The organism is Martinezella sp. CNPSo 3890, assembly GCF_057784455.1.
Genome location: NZ_JBXSOR010000001.1, coordinates 480,161 through 499,219 on the forward strand (window position 1 = coordinate 480,161; position 19,059 = coordinate 499,219).

Here is a 19,059-nt window from a genome sequence, read left to right on the forward strand (position 1 = left end):
CGGGAGGTCGGGAGGAGAAGCCGGATGTTTTCTGGGGGATTGAACTTCGCGCTGGGCGAGGACATCGATGCGCTGCGCGAGCAGGTGCGCCGCTTTGCCAGCAATCGCATTGCACCCTTTGCAGACGAGATCGATCGCAACAACAGCTTCCCGATGCATCTGTGGCGGGAGATGGGCGATCTCGGCGTACTCGGGATCACGGTTGACGAAGCCTATGGCGGCGCCGGCCTCGGCTATCTCGCCCACACGGTTGCCATGGAAGAGATCAGCCGTGCTTCGGCTTCCGTGGGTCTGAGCTACGGCGCTCATTCCAACCTCTGCGTCAACCAGATCTACCGCAACGGCACGGCGGCACAGAAGGAGCGCTACCTGCCGAAGTTGATATCCGGCGAGCATGTGGGGGCTCTCGCCATGTCGGAGCCGAGTGCAGGCTCCGATGTCGTCTCCATGAAGCTGCATGCCGAAAAGCGCGGCCATCGCTATGTGCTGAACGGCAGCAAGATGTGGATCACCAATGGCCCGGATGCCGACGTGCTCGTCGTCTACGCCAAAACCTCTCCGGAAGCCGGCCCGCGCGGGATTACCGCGTTTCTCGTCGAAAAAGGCTTTCCCGGCTTCTCCGTCGGCCAGAAGCTCGACAAGCTCGGTATGCGCGGCTCGAACACCTCGGAGCTGATCTTCCTCGATTGCGAGGTTCCGGAGGAGAATGTTCTCGGTCACATCGATGGCGGCGTGCGCGTGCTGATGTCGGGTCTCGATTACGAGCGCGTCGTCCTTTCCGGTGGCCCCGTCGGCATCATGGCGGCCTGCATGGATGTGGTGCTGCCTTACATGCATGAGCGCAAGCAGTTCGGCCAGTCGATCGGCGAGTTCCAGCTGATGCAGGGCAAGCTGGCCGATATGTATGTCACCATGAATGCCTGCCGCGCCTATGTCTATGCCGTGGCCGCCGCCTGCGATCGCGGCGAGACGACGCGCAAGGATGCGGCCGGCTGCATTCTCTATTCCGCCGAGAAGGCGACGGCGCTGGCGCTCGAATGCATCCAGGCGCTCGGCGGTAACGGCTATACCAATGATTATCCCGCTGGACGGCTGCTGCGCGACGCCAAGCTCTATGAGATCGGTGCCGGCACATCCGAAATCCGGCGCATGCTGATCGGCCGCGAGCTGTTTGGCGAAACGGCCTGACTGCGAAATTCCATTCCCATCAACCGGTGAAGCGCATGACCGTCCTGAAATCAGAGATATCGACGCATACGGATCGCTTCCGCGACAATCGCGCCGCCATGCTGGAGGCGATCGGCGTCGCTGAGGCTGCAGCGTCGCAGGCGGCGGAAGGCGGCGGCGCGCAGGCGCGTGAGCGCCATGTCGGCCGCGGCAAGATGCTGCCGCGCGATCGTGTCGCCGGGCTGATCGATCCCGCCACGCCGTTTCTGGAGATCGGGACGACGGCAGCCCACGGTCTCTATGGCGGCGAGGCACCGGGCGCCGGGTTGATCGCCGGCATCGGCCGCGTTTCCGGCCGCGATTGCATGATCGTCTGCAATGATGCCACCGTCAAAGGTGGCACTTATTATCCGATCACGGTGAAGAAGCATCTGCGCGCGCAGGAGATTGCGGCGGAAAACAATCTCCCCTGCATCTATCTCGTCGATTCCGGTGGTGCCAACTTGCCGAACCAGGACGAGGTATTTCCCGACCGCGATCATTTCGGGCGCATCTTCTACAATCAAGCCAATATGTCGGCGGCCGGCATTCCGCAGATCGCCGTCGTCATGGGTTCCTGCACGGCGGGTGGCGCCTATGTGCCGGCCATGTCGGACGAAACCATCATCGTCGAGAAACAGGGAACGATCTTTCTCGCCGGTCCGCCGCTCGTCAAGGCGGCGACGGGGGAGGTTGTCTCTGCCGAAGATCTAGGCGGCGGCGATGTCCATACGCGCCTTTCCGGTGTTGCCGATCATCTGGCGCGCGACGATGCCCATGCGCTCGCACTCGCCCGGCAAGCGGTCGCCAATCTCAATCGCCGCAAGCCCGAGAGTGTCGAGCGTCGCACGCCCGAGGCGCCGCTCTACGATCCCGAGGATATTCTCGGCATCGTCCCCTCGGATCTGCGCACGCCCTATGACGTGCGCGAGGTCATCGCCCGCATGGTAGACGGCTCCCGGCTGGATGAGTTCAAGGCGCGCTACGGCACGACGCTTGTCTGCGGCTTTGCCCATATCCATGGCATTCCAGTCGGCATCATCGCCAACAACGGCGTTCTCTTCTCGGAGTCGGCGCTGAAGGGCGCGCATTTCGTCGAGCTTTGCTCGCAGCGCAAGATTCCGCTCGTTTTCCTGCAGAACATCACTGGCTTCATGGTCGGCCGCAAATATGAGACCGAAGGGATCGCGAAGAATGGCGCCAAGCTGGTGACGGCTGTGGCGACGACCAAGGTCCCGAAGATCACCATGCTGATCGGCGGCTCCTTCGGCGCCGGCAATTATGGCATGGCCGGCCGGGCCTATTCGCCGCGTTTTCTCTGGACCTGGCCCAACAGCCGCATATCCGTCATGGGCGGAGAGCAGGCGGCAGGCGTGCTCGCCACCGTACGCGGCGAGGCGCTGGCGCGTGCCGGCAAGCCTTGGACGCCGGAAGAAGAGGCCGCCTTCAAGGCGCCGACGCTCAAGATGTTCGAAACCCAGAGCCATCCGCTCTACGCCTCGGCCCGCCTATGGGACGATGGCATCATCGATCCGCGCAAGAGCCGCGACGTGCTGGCTCTGTCGCTTTCAGCAGCACTCAACGCGCCGATCGAAGACACGCGCTTCGGTCTGTTCAGGATGTGAGGACACGGAGATGAAACGCGATGCCATCAATGCCAAGAATGCGCCGCAGCCCCGCGGTGGTTATGCTCAAGCCGTAAAGCTCGAGAATTTCGAACGATTGCTTTTTATCAGCGGACAGATACCGACCGACGTCGACGATGCCTTGCCGGAGGGTTTTAAGGCGCAGGCTCGCCAGGTCTGGCACAACATCGATGCGCAGCTGAAGGCGGCCGGCATGACGAAGGACGATATCGTCAAGGTCACCACCTTTCTCGCCGATCGACATCATACGATCGAGAACCGCGAGATCCGTAGCGAATATCTGGGCTCGCTTACGCCGGCCATGACTGTCGTGATCGCCGGTATTTTCGATACGGCCTGGCTGCTCGAAGTCGAAGTCATTGCCGCGCAATAGGGTCTGCCGATGTTTTCGAAGATACTGATCGCCAATCGCGGCGAAATCGCCTGCCGGGTCATCTACACCGCAAGGCGCCTCGGCATCCGCACGGTCGCCGTCTATTCCGACGCCGATCGGAATGCCCTGCATGTGACCCGGGCCGATGAAGCCGTCCATATCGGCCCGGCGGCGGCGAGCGAAAGCTATCTTTCGAAGGAAAAGATCATCGCAGCCGCAAAGCGAACCGGCGCGGAGGCCATCCATCCCGGCTACGGCTTTCTCTCGGAAAATGCAGCTTTTGCCGAGGCTGTCGAAGCTGCCGGCCTAATTTTCATCGGCCCGTCGCCGGCCTCCATTCGAGCGATGGGGCTCAAGGATGCGGCCAAGGCGCTGATGGAGCGGGCCGGCGTGCCCGTTGTTCCCGGCTATCATGGCGATAGGGAAGAGCCCGGCTTTCTTGCCGAGCAGGCCGACGGCATCGGCTTTCCCGTTCTTATCAAGGCGAGGGCCGGCGGCGGCGGCAAGGGCATGCGCCGCGTCGACCGTCCGGAGGATTTCGAGGCTTCGCTGGAGGCGGCGAAGCGCGAGGCGAAATCCGCTTTCGGCGACGATGCCGTGCTCATCGAAAAATATCTCGTCAAGCCGCGCCATATCGAGATTCAGGTGTTCGGTGACAGCCAGGGCAATGCCGTGCACCTCTTCGAGCGCGATTGCTCCCTGCAGCGCCGGCACCAGAAGGTGATCGAGGAGGCACCGGCGCCCGGCATGACGGAGGAGATGCGCAGCGCCATGGGCGAAGCGGCGGTTCGCGCCGCCCGCGCCATCGATTATCGCGGCGCCGGCACCGTTGAGTTCATCGCCGATGTCTCCGACGGCCTGTCGCCGGATCGCTTCTTCTTCATGGAGATGAACACCCGCCTGCAGGTCGAGCATCCCGTCACAGAGGCAATCGCCGGCGTCGATCTTGTCGAATGGCAATTGCGCGTTGCGAGCGGCGAGCCGCTGCCGAAAACGCAAGCTGAGCTCACCATAAACGGCTGGGCCTTCGAAGCCCGCATCTATGCCGAAGACCCATCGCGCGGCTTCCTGCCGGCAACCGGCACGCTTTCCCACCTGCGCTTTCCCGAAGGCGATGTCCGCATCGATGCCGGCGTGCGCGAGGGCGACAGCATCACCCCGCATTACGACCCGCTGATCGCCAAGCTGACCGTGCATGCGCCCGATCGGGCGGCGGCGCTTGCCAAGCTCACGCACGGTCTCGAGCGGACACAGGTTGCCGGAACCACCACCAACCTCGATTTCCTTATCCGGTTGAGCCGCCAGCCGGATTTCGCCGCCGGCCATCCGGATACGGGATTGATCGATCGTGACCTGGAGGCGCTGACCTTGGCGCAACCGCCAGACGATGCTGCCCTCGCCATTGCTGCCATTGTGGAGGCGGGTGGGTTCGCAGAAGCCACTGGCAGTGATCCTTGGCTGTCGCTCGGTCCTTGGCAGCTCTGGGGTGAAGCAAGCCGTCCCCTCACGCTGCATTTTGCCGGTGGTTATCAGAATTGCCGCGTGGCTGCAAAGAGTCGGTCGCTGTTTAGCGTCACCTTTGACGATCGCATCATTCTCGTTCGCTTGCTCGCAGGCGAGGGCCTTTCCCACCACGTCGAGATCGACGGCCGGCAGTCCCATGTCGATATCTTCGAGATATCGTCAGGCGTGACTTTATTCCTCGATGGACAGACGCATCATTTCCATCGACTCGATCTGCTCGACGGTGGAGAAGAGGCGGCCGGCGGTGGCGATCGCGTCATCGCGCCGATGCCGGGCCTCGTCAAGATCGTACGTGTGCGCGAGGGTGACGCGGTGGCGAGGGGCCAGGCGCTGATCGTCATGGAGGCCATGAAGATGGAGCTGACGCTGACGGCGGCACGCGACGGCATCGTCGAAGGTCTGTATGTCGGCGAGGGGGATCAGACCAGCGAAAGCGCCGTGCTTCTGTCACTCCGTCCGGAGGATGCGGCATGAGCGACAAGCCTTCCAACCACGTCACCATCGTCGAGATGGCACCGCGTGACGGGCTGCAGAACGAGAAGCGGCAGGTTGATACCGAACACAAGATCGAGCTGGTCAATCTGCTTTCGGATTGCGGTTTCGAGCGAATTGAAGTCACCAGCTTCGTCAGCCCGAAATGGGTGCCGCAGCTTGGGGATGCCGCTTCGGTCATGGCCGGCATAGAGCGGCGTCCAGGCGTTCGTTACGCAGCGCTGGCGCCCAACATGCAGGGCTTCGAGGCCGCCCTTGCGGCTGGCACCGATGAAGTGGCGATCTTCGCTTCCGCCTCGGAAACCTTCTCCATGCGCAACATCAACTGCTCGATCGCCGAGAGCATCGAGCGCTTTCGGCCGGTGGCGGCCGCCAGTCGGGATCGCGGCGTTCCGTTGCGCGGCTATGTCAGCTGCGTCGTCGAGTGCCCTTATGAGGGCGCGGTGCCGCCGCAAAATGTTGTCAGCGTCGCGTGGCAGTTGCGTGCGCTTGGTTGCTATGAGATCAGCCTTGGCGACACGATCGGCAAAGGCACGCCCGAGGCCGTCGACCGGATGCTTGGCGCAGTGCTCGGAGAACTCCCCGCGGCAGTCCTTGCCGGCCATTTTCATGACACGTCCGGCCATGCGCTCGACAATATCGGCGTCGCGTTGGAGCGCGGCCTGCGGGTATTCGATGCGTCAGCCGGCGGCCTTGGCGGTTGTCCCTTCGCTCCCGGCGCCAAGGGCAATGTCGATACCGTTTCTGTTCAAGATTATCTATCGGCGCGGGGCTTCGAGACCGGTCTCGACGAGGACAAGCTTGCCCGTGCCGCCGCCTTTGCCCGCAGCCTCAGGAGTGCCTCATGATATCGCAGACGATCCGCATCGCCACCGACGAGCGCGGTGTTGCCCATGTGACGCTGGCGCGCCCGGAAAAGCACAATGCCCTTTCGGCGGAGATGATCGATGACTTGACAGCGGCAACGGACGACCTTGCTCACGACAGCGCAGTCCGGGTCGTCGTGCTGACCGGCGAGGGCGCCAGTTTCTGTGCCGGCGGCGATCTCGGTTGGATGCGTGCCCAGTTCGATGCTACGCGGGATGGGCGTATGGCTGAGGCGCGGCGACTTGCCATGCTGTTCAAGGCGCTGAACGAATTGCCGAAGCCGCTGATCGCCCGCGTCCAGGGCAATGCTTTCGGCGGCGGTATCGGCATCCTCAGCGTCTGCGACATGGTGATATCGGCATCGACGGCCCGTTTCGGCCTGACGGAGGTGCGCCTCGGCATCATTCCGGCCACGATCAGTCCCTATGTCGTCGCGCGCATCGGCGAAGCGAATGCGCGCCCGTTGTTTCTCTCCGGCAAAATCATCGATGCGTGGCAGGCGCATGCCTTCGGGCTCCTGTCACGGGTCGTGGCGGAGGAGGCACTGGATGAGGCCGTAGAAGCCGAAGTCCGCCATTTCCTGGGAGCGTCACCGCAGGCAGCGGCCCGCGCTAAGGCCCTGGCGCGTTCCGTCGGCAGGCCGATTACCGATGGCATGATCGATCACGTCGTCGAACAATTGGCAGATGCCTGGGAGACCGACGAGGCGAAGGAAGGCATCAGTGCCTTCTTCGAAAAGCGGCAGCCGAACTGGCGATCGGTCTAAACGAGTCTGTTGTTTTCGATGATCAGCTGCGGAAACTGCATGCTTCCCCTGACCAGCTCTCCCGATGCCGGCTTGTCCCAGCGGAAGCCCATGATCGCGGCTTGCTGCATTTCCTGGAAGAGATTGCCTGATATCACCGCCGAGCCGGCACCATCGGCGACGGAGACGACGCAGCCGATGCCGGCATGTCTGACGATATTGCCGGTCGCAACGACATTACGGAGATATTGCCCCCAGCCGAGCCGCAGGCCCCAGAGCGGCGCATTCTCGATAACATTGTCGGCAACAAGCGTATCTGCCTCTGCCAAGATGCCGATGCCGAAACCGCCATCCTGCGCATAGGGTGCTGTCAGCGACAGGTTGCGGATGACGTTGCCCGTAACCGAAGCGAGCCTTCCGCCCCTGTCGAAATTGGTGACTGAAATGCCGTTGGCAGCACCGTCGACCAGATTGTTGCTGATCGTGGCGCCGACAAAATCGAATTCGCAGTAGATGGCGGTTTCGCCGGAGCGCAGGCACTGATTGTTCGAGATCTGCACATTCGATGCCGAGTTGGCGCGGATCGCCGTAAAGGCACAATCGGCGATCTGATTGCCGGAAACCGTGACGCCATCCGCGCGGAAGACATTGATGCCGTTGCCGTTCTGGCCGGTGCCGCCGCCATTGGCGCGAATGCGGGCAATGCGGTTGTTGATGATGCTGCTGCCATCCTCGGCCTTGTCCCAGCGATGAATCAGAATACCGCCATTGCCGCAATCCTCGACGCGATTGCCTGTCACCGCCAAGCCGGTGGATTGCACGGAATAGATGCCCGCCTCGGCCGCTCCGGAGATGCGGCTGCGCTCGATCCGACCGCCACAGCGCTCCAGCTGCAGTCCGTGCTTGCGGCTGCCGGTTATTTCGCAATTGTCGATCAGCACTTCGTCGACGCCGGTAAATTGCAGAAGGCCACCCGCATAATCGGCAAGCCAGCGATTGCCGCCATCGAAAACCAGGCCGGAAAGCTCGATACGCCTGGCTTTATCCGCATTCATTAGATGGCCGTCGCCGCTATAGATGAGCCGCGAGGCGCCGGGAACGCCTGTGATGCGCGTGTTATTGGGAAGTGTCAGGTTTGAGATGTTGTAGGTGCCCGGTGGTAGGAAAAGCGGCATGTTGCTTCGCGCCGCATTGTCGATCATCGCCTGCAGCTTGCCGCTCTTGAAATCGCTGGCGCCCCGTGTCGTCTTCAGCGCAATGGCATCGATCGGACCGCGCAGCTCGACACCTGCCATCTTGGCAAGTGGTGCCGCGAAAACGCGCGGCACAAGCAGGCCAGCCGCTGACGAGGCGGCGAGGGAAGCGATAAGGGCGCGGCGTTGGATCATTATGAACTCCTGGAACGTCACTTACGAAGCAGAAATCGTGCCAGGCCCATCTGTGCCGTTTTGATACAGAAGCTATTCTTCAAACGCTTTCGGTCAGCCAAGAGCCTCGACCTCTTTCTATTTCATTTACCAGTCCGGTAGAGGCGATGACCCGCACCTGATCCATTTGTGCTAGGGGCGACTCGCCGCGCATGTTACCCCTGCCGCATGCGGATCGCGGCCTTTCAACGTCTGGCACTTTTCGATGCCGTTGAGCAGGCGGCCGAGGTTTTGGCGCGCGATCTCGCCTGGGCGGAAAGGCAGGGCATCGATCTCGCCCTCTTTCCAGAATGCTATCTGCAGGGACACAGCTACAACGAAGCCATCGCCAGACGCCGCGCGCTTTCCCTCGACGATCCCGGTTTGGACGCGCTTGTCGCTCGCTTCGCCTCGAGCAGGACGACAGCGATTATTGGCCTCTTCGAGAAGAGAGGCGATGCGCTCTACAACAGCGCTATGGTCGTCAAGTCCGGCCGGATAGCCGGCGTCTATGCCAAGGCTCACCCGCTCGAAAGCGGCTGCAGGCCGGGAAAGGATTTTCCGATCTGGCAGGAGGGCCATTGGCGCTTTGGTATCAATATCTGCGCCGATCTCCGATATCCCTATACCGCAGCTCGTTTGGCCCGAAAGGGAGCGGGCCTCATCTGCAATCCCGTCAACCTGATGCTTCGGCCCCACAAGGCGGAGAAATGGCATAGGCCGGGCATTTCGAGCCTGCAGATATGCGCCAGGCATACGGGCTGCTGGGTCATGGCGTCCGATGTGGTCGGCAGCAACGAGGATGGCTGGGTGAGCTACGGCACCAGCGCAATCGTCGATCCGAACGGCGTCGTCGTGGCAAAGGCCAAGCCGCATAGCGAGGATGTCCTCGTCTTCGATCTGCCGGATCGGCAACCCGAACGCGGATTCGCGCGAAAAGCGGCTGATATCGCTACCTAATTGTGCAAATCGCGCTATCCTCACAAGTCATGAGACCCGATCAACTGCTTTATCCGGCGCCTGCGGGCTTGTTCTGCCCGATCGGCGGCTTCTATATCGATCCCGTGCAGCCGGTCGAGCGAGCGCTCGTCACGCATGGTCATTCGGACCACGCTCGTTCCGGCCATGCCAATGTGCTCGCTACGCGCCAGACCCTCGATATCATGCGCATCCGCTACGGCGATGGCTTTGCCGGATCGGAGCAGGCGGTTGCCTTCGGCGAGGAAGTGACGATCAATGGCGTCAAGGTGCAGTTCCATCCTGCCGGTCATGTGCTCGGCTCGGCGCAGATCGCGGTAGAGAAGGATGGGCTGCGGATCGTCGTTTCCGGGGATTACAAACGCCGGCCGGATCCGACCTGCGAAGCCTATGTGGCGGTTCCCTGCGATGTCTTCATCACCGAGGCGACCTTCGGCCTGCCGGTGTTCCATCATCCCGATCCGATGGCCGAGACGCGCAAGCTCCTGGCTTCGCTTCGCCAGTTTCCGGAACGAACGCATCTGATCGGCGCCTATGCGCTCGGCAAGGCGCAGCGCGTCATCCGACTCCTGCGCGATGCCGGCTATGACAAGCCGATCTATATACACGGTGCGCTGGAAACGCTCTGCGACTATTATGTCGGCCAGGGCATCGTGCTCGGCGACCTTAGGCCGGCCACCATCGAAAGCCGGGATCAGTCGATCTTCCATGGCGCCGTCGTCGTCGGCCCGCCCTCCGCTTTTCAGGATCGCTGGGCACGGCGCTTTCACGATCCTCTGCCGGCTTTCGCCTCCGGCTGGATGATGGTGCGCCAGCGTGCCAAGCAACTCGGGGTCGAGTTGCCGCTGGTCATATCGGATCATTGCGACTGGCCCGAACTGACCGAGACAATCTCCGATCTGAAGCCGAGCGAGGTTTGGGTCACCCACGGCCGCGAAGAGGCATTGGTGCGCTGGTGCGAGCTGCAGGGCATCGCCGCCAAGCCGCTGCATCTCATCGGCTATGAAGACGAGGGCGATTGATGAAAGCCTTTGCCGACCTCCTCGACCGCCTGGTGCTGACGCCGAGCCGCAACGGCAAGCTGAAGCTGCTGGCCGATTATTTCCGCGATACGCCCGATCCGGACCGCGGCTATGGTCTGGCCGCCATTGCCGGCACGCTCGAGGTGCGCAACGTCAAGCCCGCCATGCTGCGCGAGCTCGTTCTCGAGCGCATGGACGAGGTGCTGTTTCGCTATTCCTACGATTATGTCGGCGATCTTGCCGAGACGATCTCGCTGGTATGGGACAAGGAAAGCGATATCGAGCGTCCCGCCGGCGAGCAGCCGAAGCTCGGCGAGGTTGTCCGCCGCATGAATGCGCTTGGGCGGACCGAAGTGCGCAGCTTCGTCCGCGACCTGCTGGACCGGCTGGATACGTCGGGCCGTTTCGCTTTCTTAAAGCTTGCGACCGGCGCCATGCGCATCGGCGTCTCGGCCCGGCTTGCCAAACAAGCGCTGGCCGAGCTGAGCGGCAAGGATGTGACCGAAATCGAGACGCTTTGGCATGGTCTGCAGCCGCCCTATGAAAGCCTCTTCCGCTGGCTGGAAGGCAAGGCGGAGAAACCGGTATTGGCAACACCGGCGATCTTTCATTCCGTCATGCTCGCCAATCCCGTCGAGCCGGGTGATCTTGAGGGCCTCGACCCCCGCGATTTCGCCGCCGAATGGAAGTGGGATGGCATCCGCGTCCAGCTTTCGCGCTCCGGGCAAACGAGCAAGCTCTATTCGCGCTCCGGCGACGACATATCCGGCGCCTTTCCCGACGTTGTGGACGCCATGAATTTCGAGGGCGTCATGGACGGTGAGCTGCTGGTTGGCGGCACTGTTCGCTCCAACAGCCCGACACGCAGCTTTTCCGATCTGCAGCAGCGCCTCAACCGCAAGACCGTGACGGCAAAGATGCTGGACGAGTTTCCGGCCTTCATCCGCGCCTATGATCTTCTTTTTGACGGCGCGGAGGACGTGCGCGCCCGCGGTTTCCTCGATCGGCGGGAGCGGCTGACGGAGATCATCGATGCCGCGCCCCACGACCGCTTTGATCTGTCGCCGCTCGTCGATTTCTCGTCCTGGGAGGAGCTCGACCGCCTGCGCTCCTCGCCGCCCGATCCGGTGATCGAAGGCGTGATGATCAAGCGCAGGGACAGCGCCTATCTCGCAGGCCGCGCCAAAGGCCCCTGGTTCAAGTGGAAGCGCGATCCCTATAATGTCGATGCCGTGCTGATGTATGCCCAGCGCGGCCACGGCAAGCGCTCCAGCTACTATTCCGATTTCACCTTCGGCGTCTGGGCGACGACGCCGGAGGGTGAGCAGCTCATGCCTGTCGGCAAGGCCTATTTCGGCTTTACCGATGCGGAGCTTGAGGTGCTCGACAAGTTCGTGCGCAACAATACGGTCGACCGTTTCGGCCCAGTGCGGGCGGTGCGCGCCGATCGCGATTTTGGCTTCGTGCTCGAGGTCGCTTTCGAGGGCATCAACCGCTCGACCCGCCATAAATCGGGTGTCGCCATGCGCTTTCCACGCATTGCCCGACTGCGGCCCGACAAACCGCCCTACGAGGCGGACAGGCTGGAAACTTTGATCGCGATGATTGACGCCAAGGCTCCGGTTGTCGATGAATAGGCGAGGGCGATTCCTCACCACAAAGTGAGTTGGCCTAGCCTTCCAACCCGTGCAGATTCGATCTGCGCCGGGATATTTCGACAGAGCCCACGACCATGTCCGACGACCACGCATTTCGTCCCAATCGCCGCAGCCTTCTAGCCGGTATTGCCTTCACGCTCTTTGCGCCCAACATCGTCAGAGCTGCCGATGACAGTACGACTGCAAGCAAGCCTGCTGAGAACAAGAGTGTCGCCACCCGGAGCGACGAAAAGGCCGAGGATGCGCCGCCGCTGCTTTCGGGCGACTATGCCAAGGAGCGCCATCTGTTTCGCACTGATCTCGTGAGCAAGGGACCTGCTCCCGATATCTACGAACCGCTGGTGACGCCATCGACCGCCGAACGGCTTTTCTATCGCAGCGGTGTCGGCGAGGAGCTGGAGCTCGTCGCCTGGGTTTCCCGCTACACGCGTTCGGAGAAACCGAAGCCGGCCGTACTTTTCCTGCATGGCGGCAACGCCATCGGCCAGGGACATTGGCAGCTGATGAAGCCCTATGTCGAGGCGGGCTACGTCGTCATGATTCCTTCCATGCGCGGCGAAAACGGCCAGAAGGGCAATTTTTCCGGCTTTTACGACGAAGTTGCCGATGTGCTGGCCGCGTCCAACCGGCTGCGGCATCTGCCTGGTGTCGATCCGCATCGCATGTTCCTGGCTGGCCACAGCATCGGCGGTACGCTCGCCATGCTCGCCGCCATGTCGACGAAGCGCTTCCGTGCGGTCGCGCCGATATCCGGCAACCCCGACGCTTACGCCTTCTTCAGCCGTTACCCGCAGGACATCCGCTTCAACACCAGGAACCCGCGTGAATACCAGATGCGCTCGCCGCTCTGCTACGCGCACAGCTTCAAAAGCCCGATAAAGCTGTTTCACGGAACCGAAGAGGCGCATTTCGACTCGCGTCTGGCATTGCTTTCGAAACGGGCAACGGCCGCCGGCGTGAAGATCGAAATGGCGACGGTGCCGGGCAGCCACAATTCGGCTTTGCCGGGCGAAATCGCTCAAAGTATCGAGTTCTTCAAGAGCGTGGCTGTCTGAACCAGCGCCCGCAAGAGCGGCGCGGGAGATAATCCGAACCGCTCTGCGAGTCGATGCTTACGCCATCAGTTTCTCGATCAGCGCCGTTGCCGCTTCCGCAATCACCGTGCCGGGCGGGAAGATTGCGTCCGCACCGGCCGCTTCCAGCGCCGCGAAATCCTGTGGCGGGATGACGCCGCCGACGGCGATCAGCACATTGCCGGCATGACGGCGCGCAAGCGCTTCCTTCAGTTCCGGCACCAGCGTCAGATGGCCGGCGGCAAGCGATGATGCGCCGAGGATGTCGACGCCTTCGCGAACGGCGACATCGGCCACTTCTTCCGGAGTCTGGAACATGGCGCCGACGACGACATCGAAGCCGAGATCGGCAAAGGCCGTCGCAATCACCTTCTGTCCGCGATCATGGCCGTCCTGACCCATCTTGGCGATGAGGATGCGGGGTTTTTCGCCGCGTGCCTTGCGGAAGGCTTCAACCTTGGCGACGGCCTTGTTGAAAGCGGGATCGGCATCGCCGACTTCCCGACGATAGACGCCGGAAATGGTCCTGATCTCGGCCACATGCCGGCCATATGCCTTTTCCAGCGCCAGCGAAATTTCGCCGACGGTCGCTCTTGCCCTTGCTGCCTTAACGGCAAAATCGAGCAGGTTGCCGGTGCCGTTGCGTGCGGCATCCGTCAGGGCGTCGAGGGCAGTCTCGACGGCGGCCGTCTCCCGTGTGCCCTTCAATTGCTGCAGCTTGGATAGCTGACGTGCCCGCACTTCGGAATTGTCCACCTTCAACACGTCGACTTCGATATCCTTCTCCGGCCTGGAAAAGTTGATGCCGACGAGTGTCTGATGGCCGCTGTCGATGCGCGCTTGCGTGCGTGCGGCGGCTTCCTCGATGCGAAGCTTCGGAATGCCTTTCTCGATCGCCTTCGCCATGCCGCCGAGCGCCTCGACTTCCTCGATATGGGCAAGGGCGCGGGCCGCAAGATCGTGGGTCAGCCGCTCGACATAGGCCGAGCCGCCCCAAGGATCGATGATCCCTGCCGTGCCGGATTCCTTCTGCAGCAGGATCTGCGTGTTGCGCGCGATGCGGGCGGAGTGATCCGTTGGCAGCGCCAGCGCTTCGTCGAAGGAATTGGTGTGCAGCGACTGGGTATGTCCCTGCGTTGCCGCCATGGCTTCGACCATCGTGCGGATGATGTTGTTCATGGGGTCCTGTGCCGTCAGCGACCAGCCGGAGGTCTGGCTGTGGGTCCTGAGTGCCAGGGATTTCTGGTCTTTCGGTGCGAAATTCTTCTGCATCAGTGCGGCCCAGATCAGCCGTCCCGCGCGCATCTTGGCGACTTCCATGAAGAAGTTCATGCCGACGGCCCAGAAGAAGGAGAGGCGAGGGGCGAAGCTGTCTATATCGAGCCCGGCTGCCACGCCTGCCCGTGCATATTCGATGCCGTCGGCGATCGTGTAGGCGAGCTCCAGATCCGCCGTCGCGCCGGCTTCCTGCATGTGGTAGCCGGAGATCGAGATGGAGTTGAACTTCGGCATCCGCTGGCTGGTATAGCTGAAAATGTCCGAGACGATGCGCATCGAGGGCTGCGGCGGATAAATGTAGGTGTTGCGAACCATGAACTCCTTGAGAATGTCGTTCTGGATCGTGCCCGACAGCTTATCCTCGGAAACGCCCTGTTCCTCCGCCGCGACGATATAGAGCGCCATGACCGGCAGCACAGCGCCGTTCATGGTCATCGATACGCTCATCTCGTCAAGCGGAATGCCGTCGAAGAGCTGGCGCATATCGAGGATGGAATCGATCGCCACACCCGCCATGCCGACATCGCCGGCCACTCGCGGATGATCGCTGTCATAGCCGCGGTGAGTGGCAAGATCGAAGGCGACGGAGAGGCCCTTCTGGCCGGCGGCAAGGTTGCGGCGATAGAAGGCGTTAGACTCCTCGGCAGTGGAGAAGCCGGCATATTGGCGAATGGTCCAGGGCTGCTGGACATACATTGTGGGGTAGGGGCCACGCACGAACGGCGCAGCACCGGGATAGGTATCCAAAAACTTCAGGCGGGCGAGGTCGCTTTCGCCATAGGCGCGCTTGACGCTGATGCCTTCGGGAGTTTCCCAGGCTGGGGCGTCGATTGTTGGCGCTGCTGCCTGTGGCTTGGCCCAAGGGATGGTGGCGAAGTCGGGGATATTGGTCATGGAGCCGATGCCTCCGTGAATGGGGAGGGCGCACACCCCCCTCTGTCACTTCGTGACATCTCCCCCACAAGGGGGAAGATCGTCCCGAGCCAGAATTTAACCCAGCCGGTCGTGACAACTTTCGCTGCCGCAGATGAGGGGTTTGTTCGAGGTGGAAGGGTTCCGCGAGTTTCCAATCTCCCCCCTAGTGGGGGCAGGGGTATCGCATATGAGCGGAGAGCGCCGCCGTCCCCCTTCTCCCCAGCGGGGAGAAGGTGCCGCCAGGCGGATGAGGGGGTGCCCGCCAAGACCACAAAAATCCATGAATTCAAATCGATAACCCCCTCATCCGACCCTTCGGGCCACCTTCTCCCCAAGGGGAGAAGGAGCTTATGGTGCTCGTCCGCCTCCATATGCGATAGCCCTCCTAGTGGGGGAGATGTCGCGAAAGCGACAGAGGGGGGTATCGCACTCGTCTCGAACGCGATGTCCATTCTCATGCCTCCACCCCCTCATCCAATCGTATCGGCACCAACCCCATCCCGCCAACAACCGGGCCCAAAGGCCCCAAAACCGTCACCGGCCGCTCGGTCTTCATGGCAAACAGCGTCGTCCCCACGATCGGCCTTGCGGCACGGCTCTCCCGAGCCTCTGCGATCATCGCCGCCAGTTCGCCGCTGGAAATGACCTTCGCCAATCCTCCCTTGCCTTCGATCCGGGTGAAAATCTCCCAAGCCCGTTCGCAAAGCGCGTCGGTCAGCGCCTCGATGCCGCCAGCCCCGGCAGCTGGATCGGCGACATGATCGAGGTGGCTTTCGGCGATCAGAATCGTCTGCGTGTTGCGCGCTAGGCGCCGCGCCAGCGGATCAGGAATGCCGTGCGTCAGGCTGTGCGGCAGAACGCCGATCTCGTCGGCGCCGCCAACGCCGGCTGAAAAGACCGCGATCGTGTTGCGCAGGATGTTCGTCTCCGGATCGAGGCGGGTCAGCATGCGATAGCTGGTCTCAGCAAAGAGATGTGCCGGTCGTGGGTCGGTAATGCCGCAGGCCTCGGCGATCCGGGTGAAGATCAGTCGCGCGGCGCGCATCTTCGCGGTTGTGACGAACTGGTTCTGATCGGCCGAAAGGCAGAGGCTGATTGCCGCAAGCGCTGCTTCCGGCGACAGTCCGGCCTCTTCAAGCAGTCGTAAATGGCCGACGAGGCTTGCCGCCATCACCGCCAGTTCCTGCGCCTCGGTCCCGCCGGCGTTATGCACGGCACGGCCGTCAGCATTGACGATCGAACCAACCGACTTCAACTCTTTGAAGTATTTGATGTCGCTGGTAAAATTGACGAAATGCCCAGCTGTCAGGAAAGCGTCGAGTCCAAGGTGCAATCTCTGGGCACCACCGTCCGCAACCATTTTCGCGACGCTGGAAGAAAAGCCATCGAGGCGCAGGGTTGTAGTCTTGGCGGATGCTGCTGCCAGCCCTTCGGAAAAGATTGGCGACTGAGCATCCATCCCGATGCCGAAGGCCGAAGCGGAACTGCTGGAAACGAGGCTGATACCGCTTGCGCCATTGGCAAGATCGTCGCCGAGCTGCACCATTGCCCGCTCGGTGTCCGGATCGTCCATGCGCTGCATCACCGTCCATGGCAACTCGGCCCGCTGACGAAATAGCGGCTTGCCGTCGCGCCGTCGCTGGTAAAGCGGCTCTATCGCGATGCCGTCATCGGTTCGCGAGACCAGTGCTTCCTGGAAATTCTTGCCTTTCAGCGCCCGTTCCACCAGCTTCAGCCAAGTCTTTTGGTCGGTCTGGCCGAAGATGCCCGGGTCGAGACTGTCGATATTCATGCGCTCCTCCGTACTGCATTGGTCTAGCCCATGATGTCGCAAGGGAAAACAGGAGTTTGGCCGATCGGTGCAATATCTTCGTTGGAACCGTCTGGCGATCGACGCCAGCCTCGCTCCAGCCGCGGCAGTCATTATGTGGCCGATCCGATGTGTCCCAACTGGTTTCCGATAATGGCCGACCTGCTGCCCGTTTCCCGTCACCTGTTTGCCGCTGCCGCGCTGACGACATTGTCCGCCTGCAGCATCATTCCCGATACGGGCGCCACCGATCCGGATCGCTTCGTGCAGGAGACGACGCCCGTCTTCTATCGTCCGGAGGGGATCGAGCCGAACAGGGTAAGGCGCCTGCCGGTGCAGCCCGTGCCGCAATCGCGCGATCTCTTCCGCACCCAATTCCACCAGACCTATGGCCTGCCGACCTTCAATCCAGTGCACCAGGCCATGTATGCGCAGCGCAGTGAAGACGACTTCACGTTGCCGGCCATCCCCTACAAGCGCATCGATCCGCGCTTCCTGCGCCAGGAGGTGGATTACCAGACCAGGGAACGCCCCGGCACCATCGTTGTCGATACGCGCGACCACTTCCTCTATTTCATCGAACCGGGCGGCAAGGCGATGCGCTATGGCGTCGGCCTCGGCGCGGCAGGATATGCCTGGCACGGCAGGGGCCTGATCCAATGGAAGCAGAAATGGCCGCGCTGGACCCCGCCCGCAGAAATGGTCGCGCGCGACCCGCAGATGAGGCCGCTATCGGCCGAGCGCGGCGGCATGAATCCGGGGCCGACCAATCCGCTCGGCGCGCGTGCGCTCTATATCTATCAGAACGGCCGGGATACGCTTTATCGAGTTCACGGCACGCCGGATTGGCAGTCGATCGGCAAGGCTGCATCTTCCGGCTGTGTTCGCATGCTCAACCAGGACGTGATAGATCTTTACAGCCGGGTGCCCGATAAGGCGGAAATCGTCGTTCTGTAGCGGTATTTTACCACAAATTTTCGTGATGTTGCATAAGTGCGATAGTCGGGGTGGTTTGCGCTCTTTAGTTTTGCGTCTGTCTCTGCGAACCTCTCGGGGAGCCGAATCAGCCTGTTGGTACGGGTTTTCGCTTCCTCCACAAAAGGAACTATGCTGTCGACATGAGCCTTCCTTCATCCCTATCGCGACGTAACTTCCTCGCTCTGGCGGGTCTCGGCGCCGTTTCGACGCTTGCCAGCTGCGCCTCCACCATCGATAACGGCCCCGTCGTCAGCCCGGTTCAATATACCGGCTCCCCGCGGCCGTTCCGAACCTGGTTCTCCAGCTATGATGGCGAGCAGCCTGATCCGGCCGTAATCTATGCCTCCGTCGAGGATGGCGGCTTCATCATTCCGGCGGTTCCCTACCAGCAGATCGATCCCCGCTTCTATCGTCAACGGGTGATCGACCCAACAGGCGAGGCACCCGGCAGCGTGGTCGTCAATACAACCCAGCGCATGCTTTATGTGACCGAGCAGGGTGGAACGGCGATGCGCTATGGCATCGGCGTCGGCCGCGAAGGATTTGCCTGGCAGGGCCGAGGCGTCATCCAGTGGCGCAAGAAATGGCCGCGCTGGAATCCGCCGGATGAAATGGTCGCCCGCCAGCCGGAACTCGTGAAATATTCGATCGCCAATGGCGGCATGGATCCGGGCCTGAAGAACCCGCTGGGGGCACGTGCTCTCTATATTTTCGAGGACAAGCAGGATTCGCTTTACCGCCTGCACGGTAATCCCGATTGGCGCTCCATCGGCAAGGCCGTTTCCTCCGGCTGCGTCCGTCTGCTGAATCAGGATGTCATCGATCTCTATGATCGCGTTCCCGAGCGGGCGCCGATCCTGGTCACGGCCTGATACCGCATCATTGAAAAAGGGGCGCCGCTGGCGCCCTTTTTGTTTGCGGTCCTGACCGGAAGTACCCGGAAGCCGATCTCAAACGATTGTCAGATTGATTTTCGACTGCCGGCGCTGGTCGCGCTGATTGGCTCTCCGCCATATCGCAGTCGTCACTATCCTCGTATTGACGGCCTTATCGCAATTCACTTTCTCAAAACCATTGCGAAATATATG

At 61.9% G+C, this 19,059-nt stretch carries 15 protein-coding genes; 12 read left to right on the forward strand and 3 right to left on the reverse strand.

Features of this window, described 5'->3' with window-relative positions; genetic code table 11:
* Positions 1-24: 24 nt before the first annotated feature.
* From AC13RC_RS02365 to AC13RC_RS02390, 6 genes are read left to right on the forward strand one after another with little or no spacing between them, the layout of a single operon-like run.
* Positions 25-1,188, forward strand: coding sequence for an isovaleryl-CoA dehydrogenase (locus AC13RC_RS02365; RefSeq protein ID WP_488556377.1), 1,164 nt, complete (start codon positions 25-27; stop codon positions 1,186-1,188).
* Between the two features lie 35 nt (positions 1,189-1,223).
* Positions 1,224-2,831 carry a carboxyl transferase domain-containing protein gene (locus AC13RC_RS02370; protein ID WP_145320791.1) on the forward strand — a complete coding sequence of 536 codons (1,608 nt, stop codon included), beginning with the start codon at positions 1,224-1,226 and terminating at the stop codon, positions 2,829-2,831.
* 10 nt (positions 2,832-2,841) lie between these two features.
* Entirely contained in the window at positions 2,842-3,225 is a 384-nt protein-coding gene (locus AC13RC_RS02375) for a RidA family protein (RefSeq protein WP_113331893.1), read from the forward strand.
* A gap of 9 nt (positions 3,226-3,234) precedes the next feature.
* Positions 3,235-5,223 carry an acetyl/propionyl/methylcrotonyl-CoA carboxylase subunit alpha gene (locus AC13RC_RS02380; protein ID WP_488556378.1) on the forward strand — a complete coding sequence of 663 codons (1,989 nt, stop codon included), beginning with the start codon at positions 3,235-3,237 and terminating at the stop codon, positions 5,221-5,223.
* A complete protein-coding gene (locus AC13RC_RS02385; RefSeq protein ID WP_488556379.1) occupies positions 5,220-6,089 on the forward strand; it encodes a hydroxymethylglutaryl-CoA lyase in 870 nt (289 codons plus the stop codon). Before AC13RC_RS02380 ends, AC13RC_RS02385 begins: the two co-directional genes overlap by 4 nt.
* On the forward strand, positions 6,086-6,874 hold the full coding sequence (locus AC13RC_RS02390) for a crotonase/enoyl-CoA hydratase family protein (protein ID WP_488556380.1): 789 nt from the start codon (positions 6,086-6,088) through the stop codon (positions 6,872-6,874). The genes AC13RC_RS02385 and AC13RC_RS02390 overlap by 4 nt, the downstream gene beginning before the upstream one ends.
* Here AC13RC_RS02390 and AC13RC_RS02395 read toward each other — a convergent pair.
* Positions 6,871-8,241, reverse strand: coding sequence for a TIGR03808 family TAT-translocated repetitive protein (locus AC13RC_RS02395; RefSeq protein ID WP_488556381.1), 1,371 nt, complete (start codon positions 8,239-8,241; stop codon positions 6,871-6,873). The genes AC13RC_RS02390 and AC13RC_RS02395 overlap by 4 nt on opposite strands.
* Before the next feature lie 207 nt (positions 8,242-8,448).
* Between AC13RC_RS02395 and AC13RC_RS02400 the strand changes: the two genes are divergently transcribed.
* From AC13RC_RS02400 to AC13RC_RS02415, 4 genes are all read left to right on the forward strand, one after another.
* Complete coding sequence (locus AC13RC_RS02400; RefSeq protein ID WP_488556382.1) at positions 8,449-9,219, forward strand: carbon-nitrogen hydrolase family protein; 771 nt, start codon at positions 8,449-8,451, stop codon at positions 9,217-9,219.
* Positions 9,220-9,248: 29 nt separating this feature from the next.
* A complete protein-coding gene (locus AC13RC_RS02405) occupies positions 9,249-10,259 on the forward strand; it encodes a ligase-associated DNA damage response exonuclease (protein ID WP_488556383.1) in 1,011 nt (336 codons plus the stop codon).
* Complete coding sequence (locus AC13RC_RS02410; protein WP_488556384.1) at positions 10,259-11,896, forward strand: cisplatin damage response ATP-dependent DNA ligase; 1,638 nt, start codon at positions 10,259-10,261, stop codon at positions 11,894-11,896. The genes AC13RC_RS02405 and AC13RC_RS02410 overlap by 1 nt, the downstream gene beginning before the upstream one ends.
* Positions 11,897-11,991: 95 nt before the next feature.
* Positions 11,992-12,972 carry an alpha/beta hydrolase family protein gene (locus AC13RC_RS02415; RefSeq protein WP_488556385.1) on the forward strand — a complete coding sequence of 327 codons (981 nt, stop codon included), beginning with the start codon at positions 11,992-11,994 and terminating at the stop codon, positions 12,970-12,972.
* 57 nt (positions 12,973-13,029) lie between these two features.
* Here AC13RC_RS02415 and scpA read toward each other — a convergent pair whose 3' ends face one another.
* A complete protein-coding gene (gene scpA / locus AC13RC_RS02420) occupies positions 13,030-15,162 on the reverse strand; it encodes a methylmalonyl-CoA mutase (RefSeq protein WP_488556386.1) in 2,133 nt (710 codons plus the stop codon).
* A gap of 475 nt (positions 15,163-15,637) precedes the next feature.
* The gene (locus AC13RC_RS02425; protein WP_488556387.1) at positions 15,638-16,975 is read right to left on the reverse strand and encodes a methylmalonyl-CoA mutase family protein; all 1,338 of its coding nucleotides are present in this window, start codon (positions 16,973-16,975) and stop codon (positions 15,638-15,640) included.
* Between the two features lie 171 nt (positions 16,976-17,146).
* Between AC13RC_RS02425 and AC13RC_RS02430 the strand changes: the two genes are divergently transcribed.
* On the forward strand, positions 17,147-17,950 hold the full coding sequence (locus AC13RC_RS02430) for a L,D-transpeptidase (RefSeq protein WP_152093556.1): 804 nt from the start codon (positions 17,147-17,149) through the stop codon (positions 17,948-17,950).
* 161 nt (positions 17,951-18,111) lie between these two features.
* Positions 18,112-18,843, forward strand: a complete 732-nt coding sequence (locus tag AC13RC_RS02435; protein WP_113331882.1) for a L,D-transpeptidase family protein — start codon at positions 18,112-18,114, stop codon at positions 18,841-18,843.
* Positions 18,844-19,059 lie beyond the last annotated feature (216 nt).